13 protein-coding genes, 1 tRNA gene and 1 pseudogene are annotated in these 12,486 nt (G+C 67.0%); 13 read left to right on the forward strand and 2 right to left on the reverse strand.

What is annotated here, in order from left to right; all coding sequences use genetic code 11:
- From rpsA to VF662_RS12490, 8 genes are all read left to right on the forward strand, one after another.
- A partial coding sequence (gene rpsA / locus VF662_RS12455; protein ID WP_464141668.1) for a 30S ribosomal protein S1 occupies nucleotides 1–1,553 on the forward strand: 1,553 nt, incomplete at its 5' end.
- A 206-nt stretch (nucleotides 1,554–1,759) separates the two neighbouring features.
- On the forward strand, nucleotides 1,760–2,062 hold the full coding sequence (locus VF662_RS12460) for an integration host factor subunit beta (protein WP_464141670.1): 303 nt from the start codon (nucleotides 1,760–1,762) through the stop codon (nucleotides 2,060–2,062).
- A gap of 68 nt (nucleotides 2,063–2,130) precedes the next feature.
- A tRNA-Leu gene (locus VF662_RS12465) sits at nucleotides 2,131–2,217 on the forward strand.
- A 58-nt stretch (nucleotides 2,218–2,275) separates the two neighbouring features.
- The gene (locus tag VF662_RS12470) at nucleotides 2,276–2,971 is read left to right on the forward strand and encodes a hypothetical protein (protein WP_464141673.1); all 696 of its coding nucleotides are present in this window, start codon (nucleotides 2,276–2,278) and stop codon (nucleotides 2,969–2,971) included.
- A 101-nt stretch (nucleotides 2,972–3,072) separates the two neighbouring features.
- On the forward strand, nucleotides 3,073–3,576 hold the full coding sequence (locus VF662_RS12475) for an alpha/beta fold hydrolase (RefSeq protein WP_464141676.1): 504 nt from the start codon (nucleotides 3,073–3,075) through the stop codon (nucleotides 3,574–3,576).
- A 17-nt stretch (nucleotides 3,577–3,593) separates the two neighbouring features.
- The gene (locus tag VF662_RS12480; RefSeq protein WP_464141678.1) at nucleotides 3,594–3,803 is read left to right on the forward strand and encodes a hypothetical protein; all 210 of its coding nucleotides are present in this window, start codon (nucleotides 3,594–3,596) and stop codon (nucleotides 3,801–3,803) included.
- Between the two features lie 61 nt (nucleotides 3,804–3,864).
- Complete coding sequence (locus VF662_RS12485; protein WP_464141680.1) at nucleotides 3,865–4,524, forward strand: CDP-alcohol phosphatidyltransferase family protein; 660 nt, start codon at nucleotides 3,865–3,867, stop codon at nucleotides 4,522–4,524.
- A 35-nt stretch (nucleotides 4,525–4,559) separates the two neighbouring features.
- The gene (locus VF662_RS12490) at nucleotides 4,560–5,612 is read left to right on the forward strand and encodes an SDR family oxidoreductase (protein WP_464141682.1); all 1,053 of its coding nucleotides are present in this window, start codon (nucleotides 4,560–4,562) and stop codon (nucleotides 5,610–5,612) included.
- A 7-nt stretch (nucleotides 5,613–5,619) separates the two neighbouring features.
- Here the strand turns inward: VF662_RS12490 and VF662_RS12495 are convergent, their stop codons facing one another.
- Nucleotides 5,620–6,009 (reverse strand): hypothetical protein, encoded by a 390-nt coding sequence (locus VF662_RS12495; RefSeq protein WP_464141684.1) that lies wholly within the window; start codon nucleotides 6,007–6,009, stop codon nucleotides 5,620–5,622.
- A 139-nt stretch (nucleotides 6,010–6,148) separates the two neighbouring features.
- Here VF662_RS12495 and VF662_RS12500 point away from each other — a divergent pair, with 139 nt between their 5' ends.
- Genes VF662_RS12500 through VF662_RS12515 form a run of 4 tightly spaced genes read left to right on the forward strand, consistent with a single transcriptional unit; the run spans nucleotide 6,149 to nucleotide 10,278 of the window.
- On the forward strand, nucleotides 6,149–7,255 hold the full coding sequence (locus tag VF662_RS12500) for an ABC transporter ATP-binding protein (protein ID WP_464141686.1): 1,107 nt from the start codon (nucleotides 6,149–6,151) through the stop codon (nucleotides 7,253–7,255).
- Nucleotides 7,252–8,139 (forward strand): carbohydrate ABC transporter permease, encoded by an 888-nt coding sequence (locus VF662_RS12505; protein WP_464141688.1) that lies wholly within the window; start codon nucleotides 7,252–7,254, stop codon nucleotides 8,137–8,139. The genes VF662_RS12500 and VF662_RS12505 overlap by 4 nt, the downstream gene beginning before the upstream one ends.
- Nucleotides 8,129–8,965 carry a carbohydrate ABC transporter permease gene (locus VF662_RS12510; protein ID WP_464141690.1) on the forward strand — a complete coding sequence of 279 codons (837 nt, stop codon included), beginning with the start codon at nucleotides 8,129–8,131 and terminating at the stop codon, nucleotides 8,963–8,965. The genes VF662_RS12505 and VF662_RS12510 overlap by 11 nt, the downstream gene beginning before the upstream one ends.
- The gene (locus VF662_RS12515) at nucleotides 8,962–10,278 is read left to right on the forward strand and encodes an ABC transporter substrate-binding protein (protein ID WP_464141692.1); all 1,317 of its coding nucleotides are present in this window, start codon (nucleotides 8,962–8,964) and stop codon (nucleotides 10,276–10,278) included. Before VF662_RS12510 ends, VF662_RS12515 begins: the two co-directional genes overlap by 4 nt.
- A gap of 3 nt (nucleotides 10,279–10,281) precedes the next feature.
- Here VF662_RS12515 and VF662_RS12520 read toward each other — a convergent pair whose 3' ends face one another.
- The gene (locus VF662_RS12520) at nucleotides 10,282–11,430 is read right to left on the reverse strand and encodes a hypothetical protein (RefSeq protein ID WP_464141694.1); all 1,149 of its coding nucleotides are present in this window, start codon (nucleotides 11,428–11,430) and stop codon (nucleotides 10,282–10,284) included.
- A 280-nt stretch (nucleotides 11,431–11,710) separates the two neighbouring features.
- Here VF662_RS12520 and VF662_RS12525 point away from each other — a divergent pair.
- Nucleotides 11,711–12,486, forward strand: a pseudogene (locus VF662_RS12525) (DNA-directed RNA polymerase subunit beta); the annotation flags it as partial.

The raw sequence follows: 12,486 nt of genomic DNA on the forward strand, positions 1-12,486 counted from the left end.
TCCGCGAATTCGCTGCGCCCGGCCAGAAGGCCGATCTCAAGATCGGCGACGAAGTCGAAGTCTATGTCGACCGCGTCGAGAACCACCAGGGCGAAGCGATGCTCAGCCGCGACCGCGCCCGCCGCGAAGCCGCCTGGGACAAGCTCGAGACCGAGCATGCCGCCGGCAACCGCGTCGAGGGCGTGATCTTCGGCCGCGTCAAGGGCGGCTTCACCGTCGACCTGAACGGCGCCGTCGCCTTCCTTCCCGGCAGCCAGGTGGACATCCGCCCGGTCCGCGACGTGCAGCCGCTGATGGACTTGCCCCAGCCCTTCCAGATTTTGAAGATGGACCGCCGCCGCGGCAACATCGTCGTCTCGCGCCGCGCGATCCTCGAGGAAACCCGCGCCGAGCAGCGCACCGGCCTCATCCAGTCGCTGGCCGAGGGCCAGGTGATCGAGGGCGTCGTCAAGAACATCACCGATTACGGTGCGTTCGTGGATCTCGGCGGCATCGACGGCCTGCTGCACGTCACCGATCTTTCCTACAAGCGCGTCAACCACCCGTCGGAGATGATCAACATCGGCGATACGGTTCGCGTGCAGATCATCCGCATCAACCGCGAGACGCAGCGCATCTCGCTCGGCATGAAGCAGCTCGAAAGCGATCCGTGGGAGGGCGCGCAGGCCAAGTATCCGGTCGGCGGCGTGTTCCGCGGCCGGGTGACGAACATCACCGAATATGGCGCGTTCGTCGAGCTTGAGCCGGGCATCGAGGGCCTGGTCCACGTCTCCGAGATGAGCTGGACCAAGAAGAACGTGCACCCGGGCAAGATCGTCTCCACTTCGCAGGAGGTGGACGTTGCCGTGATCGAGGTGGACGAGGACAAGCGCCGCATCTCGCTCGGCCTCAAGCAGGCGCAGGCCAATCCGTGGGCGGCGTTCGCGGAGAAGCATCCGGTCGGCTCGACCGTCGAGGGCGAAGTCAAGAACGCCACCGAGTTCGGCCTGTTCGTCGGCCTCGAGGGCGACGTGGACGGGATGGTCCACATGTCGGACATCGCCTGGGGCATGACCGGCGAGGAAGCTCTGAACCTTCACCACAAGGGCGAGACGGTCACTGCGCAGGTGCTCGACGTCGACGTGGAAAAGGAGCGCATCTCGCTCGGCATCAAGCAGCTCGAGCGCGGCGGCGTCGGTTCGGGCGCGGGCGCGGGCGGCGGTGCCGGCGGCTCGGGCAGCGGCGTGTCGAAGAACGACGTCGTCACCGTCACTGTCCTCAACGTCGGCGACGGCGGTTTGGACGTGCAGGTGGGCGATGATGGGGTCACCGGCTTCATCAAGCGCGGCGACCTCGGCCGCGACCGCGACGAGCAGCGTCCGGAGCGTTTCCAGGTCGGCCAGAAGTTCGACGCGATGGTGATCGGCTTTGACCGCTCCAAGAAGCCGAACTTCTCCGTAAAGGCGATGCAGATCGCCGAGGAGAAGCAGGCCGTCGCCCAGTACGGCAGCTCCGACTCGGGCGCCTCGCTTGGAGACATTTTGGGTGAAGCCCTGAAGCAAAAGAACAGCTAATTTAATAAAATTCAGGCGGCGGGTGCATTTACGGCACCCGCCGCTTTTTTATTGCGCCGAAGCGATACGTTTCGCCTGCTACATCCCTTTGAGGGATATTGCTTTTCCCCTGCTTTTGCTGCAATTGATCTGGATTAGCCGCTGTGGGGAATGCGGCGGGGCGCTGAAATTTCGTTGCGCCTGGACCTTTTGTGGGGGGATTGACCGTGATCCGTTCCGAGCTCGTGCAGAAGCTTTGCGATGACCATCCCGATCTGACCGTCAAGGAGATCGAACGGGTGGTGAGCGCCTTCTTCGACTCCATAACCGCGCAGCTGCAGCGCGGCGGCCGGGTCGAGCTCCGCGGCTTCGGCGCCTTTTCCACTCGTGATCGCGACGCCCGCAAGGGCCGTAACCCGCGCACCGGCGACTCCGTCGACGTCGCCGCCAAGCGCGTTCCCTATTTCAAGCCCGGCAAGGAAATGCGCGAGCGCCTGAACCTTCAGGAAGGCGCGGCCGCAGCCGAATAAGCCGGGGCCGCTTCGGCTCCGATTTCGCTTCCGTTCGCGCCTCAGCGGACGCTATCGCTCGCACACATGCGGACGTGGCGGAACCGGTAGACGCTGGAGACTTAAAATCTTCTTCCCCTCGGGGAGTGCGGGTTCGAGTCCCGCCGTCCGCACCACCATCGGCAGCTGAGCCGGCGGCCCTTCCGCCGGTCGCCGCCGCGCCCAGGATGATTGATGAAGATCGCCGTCTGCACGCCTTATTATGGCGATGTCACCGCCGAATATGCGCGAAGCCTTTCCAAGATGCTCCTCCACACGTCGAGGGCCAGCATCACCTATAATGGAGAGCCCACTGCGCCCGAGCTCGAAGTCTTCATGCGCAAGAGCTCCGTGCTCCCGCGCTGCCGGAACACGCTGGCGAAGGACGCGGCGGACTGGGGCGCCAACTACCTGCTCTGGATCGATGCCGATCATGCCTTTCCCGAATATTCTCTGATCCGGCTTCTCTCGCTGAACCTGCCCGTGGTGGGCGTGAATTATCCGCGGCGGGCGGAGCCGACCTGGCCGACGGCCGTGTCGCTGGAAGGCGAGCTGATCTGGACCACCGAGGAGCTCGCGCGGCAGGGGGAGGTGGTTGAGGTCCGCCACCTCGGCCTCGGCTTCTGCCTCGTCGACATGAACGTGATCCACGCGCTTCGCCGGCCCTCGGCGGACGGCAAGCCCAAGCCCCTGTTCGCGCTCGAGATGATCGGCGACGGCCTCCAGGCGGTCGCGGAAGACGTCTATTTCTTCAGGCGCGTCGCCGAGTGCGGCTACGGCGTCTATCTCGACCACGGCCTGTCCTGGGACATCGCCCACGTCCACCAGCGCCTCCTCACCAACGCCCAGGCGGCGATGGAGCGGGAGGCGTTCGAACGAAGATCGGGCTAGGATCCAGAGCGGTCCACTACCGCATTAAACATAGGTTGCGCTGTTCCGCCCCGATAAGGCATCGCGCAGGAACTGGGTAAAGGCGTAGGGGAAGCGTTGCAGTGACCAATCTGGTGTTGATCCATGGCGCGGGCGGGAATGCGATGGAGCTTACGCCGCTCGCCGATGCGATGGGCCCGGAACTCACTTACTGGAGCTTCGACATGCTCGGGCATGGCGGGCGCCCGGAGCCGGAAGTCTACAGCGTCCCGCTGATCGCTGAAGATCTCATCGGCGGGCTCGACGATGCGGGCGTCGATCGCGCCTTCTTCTTCGGCTACAGCTTCGGCGGGCTGGTGGCCTACTATCTGGCCGCGCATTATCCCGAGCGCGTGATCGGCGCCTGCGCCATGGGCACGAAAGTCGTGTTCGACGCGGAAACCGTTCGGCGGCTGCTTCAGATGCTCGATCCTGTCCGGGCTGCAAGGCTCGGGATCCAGGTTCCGGAGTGGGTCTCCGCCATCCACGCCAAGCACCGGATGCTGCTGAGCACCGTCGACGATAGGGAGGCGCAACGATCGTCGAGAGCTGGCTCAGGGACGCGAAGCGCCCCCTGCTCGCGCTGAACGGCAGCGCCGACCGCATGGTGACGGTCGAGGAGACGAAGCGCATCACCGAACTCGCCCCCGACAGCCGCTACGCCATCTTCGAGGGGCCCGCACATCCGCTGGCGGCGGTGCCGATCGCGCTCGTTGGGCGCGTCGTCTGGGACTTCATCAAGGACGTCCAGGCCGGGCTGTCCGTCGCGCACCAGGAGCGGGAAAGCTATTTTGCCCGACCGAGACCCGCCTGAACCGCATCCTGGCGCCGCCGCCCCGGCTTGGCTGGTCCACGCCTTCACCGCGAGCGGAGCCGTGCTGGCCTTTCTCGCGGCCCTGGCGATCATCGAAAGGGACTGGCCGCTCGTCCTGATGTGGCTGCTGGCGGCGCTGGCGGTGGACGGCGTCGACGGGTCGCTGGCGAGGTGGGCGAAGGTCAAGGAGCGGGCGCCGCGCATCGACGGAGCGACGCTCGACCTCATCATCGACTATCTGAACTACGTTTTCATTCCGGCCTTGCTGATCGTTCGGGCGGAGCTGGTGCCCTCCTCGCTTGCACCTGCACTGGCCGCCGCGATCCTCGTCTCCTCCCTGTACAATTTCACGCGGACCGACCTGAAGACCGCGGATAATTATTTCCGTGGTTTCCCGGCGCTGTGGAACGTCGTCGCCTTCTACCTCTTCGCCGCGGGGGTCTCGCCCGAGGCGGCGGCGATAGCGGTCGTTCTGCTGGCGGCCCTCACCTTCGCGCCCGTTCACTTCGTGCACCCGTTCCGGGTCCGCGACTATGGCCGCTGGCTGCCGCTCCTCGCCTGCGCCTGGGCGGCTGCGACGGTCGCATTGCTTTGGAAGGGATGGACCGGGGATGCGCGCACCGCCCTCCTCGCTTTTTCGCTGGCGGCAGGCGCGGCGTTGATTGGGCTTGGGCTGCTGAGGACGCTCCGAGGCCCCCAGGCCACCGCACAAAGCAGGTAGGAACGATCCTGGGCGGCAGCCGGTTTTACCGTCGCATGCCGCTCCGCCTCAAACCCCTCGATCAGCAGACCATCGTCATCACCGGCGCGACCAGCGGTAACGGCCTGGCGACCGCGGAGGAGGCCGTCCGGCGCGGCGCCGCCGTGGTGCTTGCGGCACGGAACGCCGAGGCGCTGGAGCGGGTCCGGGAGGAGCTCACGGCGCGCGGCGGCCGGGTCGCCATCTGCAGCGCCGACGTCGCCGTCGACGAGGACGTCGAGCGGATCGCAGCCACAGCCATCGAGGCGTTCGGCGGCTTCGACAGCTGGGTCAACGATGCCGCGGCCGCCACCTACGGCCGAATGGACGAGATCCCGATGGCGGATCATCGCCGGATCTTCGACGTCAATTATTTCGGTGTCCTCAAGGGCTCGCTGCTTGCCGGGCGGCATCTCCGCGCGCGCGGCGGCGGTGCGATCGTCAATCTGGGTTCGGTACTCTCCGACCGAGCCATGATCCTCCAGGGCCCCTATTCCGCCTCCAAGCATGCCGTGCAGGCGGCGACCGACGCGCTTCGCATGGAACTCGAGCGGGACGATGCCCCGGTCTCCGTCACCCTGATCAAGCCCGGCTCGATCGACACCCCCTATCCGGAGCATGCCCGCAACTACATGGGCGCTCCGCCTCGCCTCCCCCCGCCGCTCTACGATCCCGCCTTGGTCGCCGACGCGATCCTCTTCGCCTGCGAGCATCCGCGCCGACAGATCTATGTCGGCGGCGCCGGCTATCTGATCTCGCTGATGGGCCGGCTCGCGCCGCGGGCGACGGATCGGGTGATGGAGAAGATCGGGGTGGAGAGTCAGCAGAAGCCGGGAGATCCCGGAGAGCCCACCAGCCGCGACAATCTCTACGAACCGCGCAGCGACGGCCGGGTCCACGGCCGCCAGGATGTGCATGTGCGGAAGACGAGCCTGCTCCTCGAAGCGCAGAAGGGGCCGGCACATCTGTTGCTCGGAGCGGCAAGCTGGGGCGCCCGGGCTCTTTCCGGGATGGCCGAGCAAGCGGACGCCGCCCGCTGGCGGGCGAGGCGCGCCAGGAGGAGCCGCTAGGGCTCCTTCACTTCCCCCGCTGCTGACGGCTCCTCTGGACGCCCTTTTCGTGGCAGCCCGTCATGCCGCCGGGGCCGATGTTGGTGCAGGAGCCGAGGCCGCCCAGTTCGCCTTCCATCAGCCTGTTCCGCTCCCGCGACACGCTGGCGACGCCGGCCCAGGGGTCGAAGCGCTGCTCCCGCGGCTGCGGCAGGCGGTAGGGGCTGTACTGTCGCCGCCGCCCGCAGACGACGATGTCCTCGCCCGGCTGCCGCTCGGGACAGCCCATCGAGAAGGGCTTGGTGTTGAGCCTGGAAACCGCATCGCCGGGCTCCTGCTGCGGAGCCTGAGCGGCCGCCGCCGCCGGAACGGCCAAGCCCACCAGAAGCATGTGCAAAAGCTGGCGAGCAGGCGGCATCCTGCCTGCATAGGTTCCACCGGATGAACGGCAAGTTGCCGACTGCAGTAGGCGCTTCCATCAACAGCGTCTTGCCAAGCGCCGCCAAGTGCAGCACCGTACCGCCAGAGACGCCCGGCAATGGGCGCGCAGCAGAGGGATGTCATTGGCCAGCCTTGAACTGAGCAACGTCCGCAAGTCCTACGGCGCGACGCCCGTCCTGGACGACGTGTCGCTGAGCATGGAAGCGCGCGAATTCATCGCCTTCCTCGGGCCGTCGGGGTCCGGCAAATCCACCCTGCTCCGCATCATCGCCGGGCTCGAGACGCTGGATGCGGGCGAGGTCAGGCTGGACGGGCAGCGGATCGACCAGCTTCCGCCCGGCGACCGCGGCGTCGCGATGGTGTTCCAGCATTACGCGCTGTATCCGCACATGACGGTCCGCGACAACATGGCGTTCGGCCTTCGCAACGCGCGCGTGCCGGAAGAAGAGATCGCAAGCCGCGTCGCGGAGGCGGCGCGAGTGCTGGAGATCGAGGCTCATCTCGACAAGAAGCCGGGCCAGATGTCCGGCGGCCAGCGGCAGCGGGTCGCCATCGGCCGGGCCATCGTCAAGCATCCGAAGCTGTTCCTGCTCGACGAGCCGCTCTCCAACCTCGACGCGGCGCTCCGGATGCGCACCCGCATCGAGCTCGCCCGCCTCCGGCAGACGGTCGATGCCGCCTTCATCATCGTCACTCACGACCAGGCTGAGGCGATGACCCTCGCCGACCGGATCGTCGTCATGAACGACCGCCGCATCCAGCAGGTCGGGCCGCCGATGGAGATTTACAGCCGCCCGGCCAACACCTTCGTCGCCCGTTTCGTCGGCTCGCCCGCGATGACGCTGGCGCCGGTCGAACTCCTTCCCGGAGACGGGCCCTATGCCCGGGTGAGGCTCGGCAGCGGCGCAGAGGTCGAGACCCGGATACCAAGGGCCGAACTGCCGGCGGGCGGCGCGCTCCAGCTCGGCCTCAGGCCCGAGAACGTCGCCGTGGCCGCCAACGGCAGCGGGGCGGCGTCGGCGAAGGTCGACCTTGTGGAGCGGCTCGGCGAACGCACGCTCGTCTACGCCACCCTCTCCGATGGGCAGACGATCACCGCCGAGGACGAAGGCTATAGCCGCGTCCAGCTCGGCGACACGATCGGCCTCGAGATCGACGGCGCCACCGCGCATCTCTTCGACGCCGACGGGAACGGGCACCACGCGGAGGCGCAGGCCCAATGAGGAAGGGCGCAAGCGGGCGGGACATGAGCGGACTGCTCTTCGTCCTCCCGTTCCTCACCGCCTACGTCGTCATCCTCATCTATCCGCTGGTGCGCGGGATGACGCTCAGCTTCCAAAGGGTCGGCCTGTTCGGCGACGGCCGTTTCGTCGGCTTCGAAAATTACGGCCGGCTGTTCGCGGACGACACCTTCATCCGCTCGATCCTCAACACGTTCGCGCTCGCCTTGATGATCGTTCCGCTGCTGACCGCGCTGGCGCTTGCGCTCGCACTGGCTCTCAACCGGGCGACGCGCGGGGCGGCGGTGTTCCGCGGCATCTTCTTTTCTTCCTCGGTTCTGTCGGTGACGATCGTCACGCTCATCTGGCGGTTCGTGCTCGCTCCGGACGCGGGGCTTCTCGGCGAGACGGCGCAGGCGCTCGGAGCCGAGCCGATCCCGTTCCTCAGCCACCCCACCTGGTCGCTCTGGGCGCTCGCGATCACCACCATCTGGTGGTCGATTGGGCTGCCGATGATGCTGTTCCTCGCAGGCCTCCAGCAGATACCGGGCGACATCTACGAAGCGGCCGCGCTCGACCGCGCAAGCCGCTGGACGACCTTCTGGCGGGTGACCCTGCCGAGCCTCCGGCGCACCGTCGTTCTCGTGATCATGCTCCAGACGGCCGCGCAGCTGCAGATCTTCGGCCAGGCGCAGTTGCTGACCGGCGGCGGACCGGGCGGAGCGACGCGCACGATGGTGCTGTTCATCTTCGAATCCGCCTTCGCTCGATGGGAGCTCGGCTATGCAACGGCAGCCGCGGAAGTGCTGTTCCTGCTCATCGTGCTGCTGACGTTGACGCAATATTTCACGACCATGCGCGCGACGGAGGGCGAAGGTGGCCGCTGACGCGAACCGCAGGGGCTGGTCGCCGCTGAAGCTCACTGCGATCCTGCTCGCGGCGTTCGTGATGCTGGCGCCGCTCATCTGGACTCTGCTTCTGTCGCTGAAGGCGAACGAGGCGCTGATCGGCAACAGCGGCGCCGCTCTGTCGCCGCCCTACACGCTCGAAAACTATTATTCGATCCTGCAGGGGAACCAGGTGTTCCGCTGGCTGCTCAACAGCATCATCGTATCGGGCGGGACGACTTTGGGCGTGCTGGCGGTGTGCAGCCTCGCCGGCTACGGTTTCGCCCGGCTCGATTTCCCGTTCCGCCGGACGCTCTTCGTCTTCGTGCTGCTCGGGCTCGCAATCCCCGAACAGGCCGTGATCCTGCCGCAGCACCAGCTGTTCGCGGAGCTCCGGCTCCACAACAGCTATCCGGGCCTCATCCTGCCCGGCCTTGCCGGCCCGTTCGGCGTCTTCTTCATGACCCAATATATGCGGGCCATTCCGCGCGATCTGGATGAAGCGGCGATGCTCGACGGCGCCTCGCGCTTCCGGCTGTTCTGGAAGGTTCTCCTGCCGCTCACCATGCCCGCGCAGGCGACGCTGGGAGTGTTCACCTTCCTCGCGTCGTGGAACAGCTACTGGTGGCCGCTCATCTCGGCGACGCGAAGCGACATGTACACGCTCACGGTCGGGCTTGCCGCCGCGCAGATGAACTATGCGCAGACGAGCGGCCTCGGATTCCTGATGGCGCAGGCGGTGTTCGCCTCCATCCCCATCTTCATCGTCTACGTGCTGTTCCAGAAGCAGATCGTGCGCGCGATGGCGGGGACCGCGGTCCGGTGAAGCGCTTCTCGATCATTGCCGCGGCGCTTCTTGCGGGAAGCTGCAGCAGCGGCGGCGCGGGCGACGACGGGCGCGCGGAAATCTATTTGCAGCGCTTCTTCGGCGAGTGCGGCGCGGAATATGGAAGCGCCACCGACGTCTCTAAGGTCGAGGGCGAATGCGGGATCATCACTGCGATGATCAACAAGTTCAACGCGCAGAACCCCGACGTCCGGGTCAGCAGCAACGTCGTCGCCTGGCCCGGCTATCCGCAGCTCTCGGCGCAGATGGCCGCCAAGGACCCGCCCGATCTCGTCACCATGCACACCGGCGTCATCTCGGACTATGCCGCCGAGGGCCTGCTGGAGCCGGTCGAGCCTTACCTTCGGGAAGCCGGCATCGCGCCCGCCGCGCTTACCGAGGCGAGCCGGAGCGCGGTGACGATCGGCGGCCGGCTCTACGGCCTTCCGTTCGACACCCATGGCGGCCTGTTCCACATCAACACGAAGTTGTTCGCCGAGGCCGGGCTGATGAAGAACGGCAAGCCCGTGCTTCCCACCTCGCCCGAGGAGATGCTCGCCCAGGCGCGTCAGTTCACCGAGCGCACCGGCAAGCCCTACCTGATCCAGAGCCTCGTCGGCGACAACGCCTATGCCGCCCGCAACGTCTACACCTACATGCTGGCGCAGAACGCCGTCCTCTTCCCCGACGCGCACCATATCAAGCTCCAGACGCCGCAGGCCGAGCGCATCGTCGACTTCTTCCGCGGAATCACCGCCTCGGGCGTGAGCACCCGCAACCAGGACACGCCGGCGGCGATCGCCAGCTTCATGTCCGGCGAGGGCGGCATCTATCCGACCGGCACCTGGATGATCGGCCAGTTCGAAGCCGAGGCCAACACGCCCGGGCGCCCGCTCTACCACAGCTACACGGTCTATCCTTATCCGCGGCTGTGGGGGCAGGACGTGAGCTATGTCAGCGGCCACGCCTGGGTGGTTCCGAAGCGCGAGCGGACGCCGGAGCAGCGGCGTGCGATCGCCCGCTTCTTCCGCTTCATCGCTGCGCACAATTACGACTGGACCCGCACCGGCCACCTTCCCGCCTTCAAGTCGGTGGTGGAAAGCCCCGCCTTCAAGGCGCTTCCGCACCGCGTCAACATCGCCCCCGTCGCCACCACCGGCCGGCCGCTCCCCGGCGGAGTCCAGCGCCAGAATGCGATCGAAGGGCTGGTCGGCGAGGAAGTCGCCGCAGCCTTCAACGGTCAGAAATCGACGAAGCAGGCACTCGCGGCCGCCGAGCGGCGCGTGAACGAGCTCCTCGCCCAGACCGACTAGGCGTCAGGCGCGCTCGGGCTCGCCCAGCGGCCGCGCGATCACCCCTTCGTGCAGGCCCGAGGGATTGGCGATGCCGAACCGCGCGAGCTCCTCCCCGTCGGGAACGCCCACCGCGAACGAGGCCGAAGTGCGTCCCTCGCTTCCATCGGGCAAGGTGTAGCGGGCATCGGCGACGACCACCGGAAGGATGCTGTCGCCCTCGATGCTCCCGGTCGGCAACGCGACCTGCGTCTGGATGCTCCTCCCCTCCCCCGCCGGGATCGCGCTCGGGAGCGCGGCTGCCGCCGAAGGCTCGACCAGCATCCGCTCCATGTCCGATCCCTGGTTCGGCCCACCCGCGACCATCCAGGTGGAGATGCGGACGTCCTCGGCCGGCGCCGACCCCTGGTTGTCGACGGTGAGCACGAACTCAACGACTGCGTCATCGCCTTCGACCCCGGCGCGGGCAGGCTGCATCAGAAGCTCGAGCCAGGGCCTGTCGCCCTGCGCCTCGCGAAGGACCGGCGCCGGCGCGGCAGCCGGCGCAACGGGGGCGGCGGCGACAGGAGTTTGCCGGTAAGGCTGCCGATACACCCGCTCGGGGCGGCGGCGGCGCATCGCGAACAGCGCCAGCGCGCCGAGCACAAGCGCTCCCACGATGATCCAGGGAAGCATGCTTCCGCTGGATGGGTCACGCTCGGCGGCCGCAGCCTCGGCCGGCGACCCAACAGGATCAGCCGGGGGAACCGGAAGCGGCTGGACGGTGACTTCGGTGGGAAGCGGAGCAACGGGCTCCCCGAGTGCAGGCGGGGCCACCGGAGCCGGAGCGGGCGCAGGCGCGAAACCTTCCGAGGTCGCCGGTCGGGCGGCTACGGGAGCCGAAGGCTGCGGCGCCGCCACACGCGGACGCACGGCGGCACGGGGCGCTATGCGCTCAGCCGGTTGCGCTTCCCCAGCCGGTGCCTCCTCCGCCGGATCGGCCGCTTCGGGGGCCTCTTCGGCCGGCGGTTTTACAGCGGGCGGCTGCTGCTGCACCGGCGGCGCCGCGATCACCGGCGGCTGCTGCGCCTCCTGGGCGGGAGCGTCCTGAGCGAAGCAGGGCGCCGAGAAGAAGGCGGCGGCGGCAAGGAAGGCCGCCATCCGGCGGCGATATTGGCTGGAGCGTTGTTTCATGTCAGCCCCACAACACTCGAAACAGCGCCCGGCTCCACTGCTCCGGCCCTTTACATTGCCCGCTCCCCACCCTAGATACGCCTCCTCACCACAGCCTTTCGGAACAGGACGTGCCGTCGCGCAGCGCGTTCAACGCATTGATCGGCTGAGGTTTCATAGACGCTGAAGCTGCGGTTTTCCTGGGGAAGACTCGCGGCTTTTTGCGTCTTTCGCGCACGTATTTTGGGGCTGGACCCCGGCTTTCGCCGGGGAACACAGGCGAAAGAGGCGATTTTTTTACATGGCGACCAAGGCAGCTCCGGCGACCGAGACCCGGTCCACCGCGTCCAAGCGTATCCGCAAGATCTTCGGGAACATCCACGAAGTCAGTGAAATGCCGAACCTCATCGAGGTTCAGCGCGAGAGCTACGAGCAGTTCCTCCGCTCGCGGCCGCAGGACGGCTATGTCTCGGGCCTCGAGAAGACGCTTCGCTCGGTCTTCCCGATCCGCGATTTCGCCGGCACCGCCGAGCTCGATTTCGTCAATTACGAGCTCGAGGATCCCAAGTACGACACCGACGAGTGCCGCCAGCGCGGAATGACCTATGCCGCGCCGATGCGCGTTACCCTCCGCCTCATCGTCTTCGAGGTGGATCCCGATACCGAAACCCGCTCCGTGCTCGATATCAAGGAGCAGGACGTCTACATGGGCGACATGCCGCTGATGACGAAGAACGGCACGTTCATCGTCAATGGCACCGAGCGCGTGATCGTCAGCCAGATGCATCGCTCGCCGGGCGTGCTCTTCGATCACGATCGCGGCAAGACGCACGCTTCGGGCAAATATCTGTTCGCCGCCCGGGTCATCCCGTATCGCGGCTCCTGGCTCGACTTCGAGTTCGACGCCAAGGATATCGTCAACGTCCGGATCGACCGCAAGCGCAAGCTCCCGGTGACGGCGCTCCTCCACGCCCTCGATATGTCGAGCGAGGAGATTTTGAACACCTTCTACGACCGGGTGACCTTCGTCCGCGGCAAGAACGGCTGGGCGATCCCGTTCGTGCCGGAGAATTGGCG

This window comes from Allosphingosinicella sp., assembly GCF_036387215.1.
Taxonomy (GTDB): domain Bacteria; phylum Pseudomonadota; class Alphaproteobacteria; order Sphingomonadales; family Sphingomonadaceae; genus Allosphingosinicella.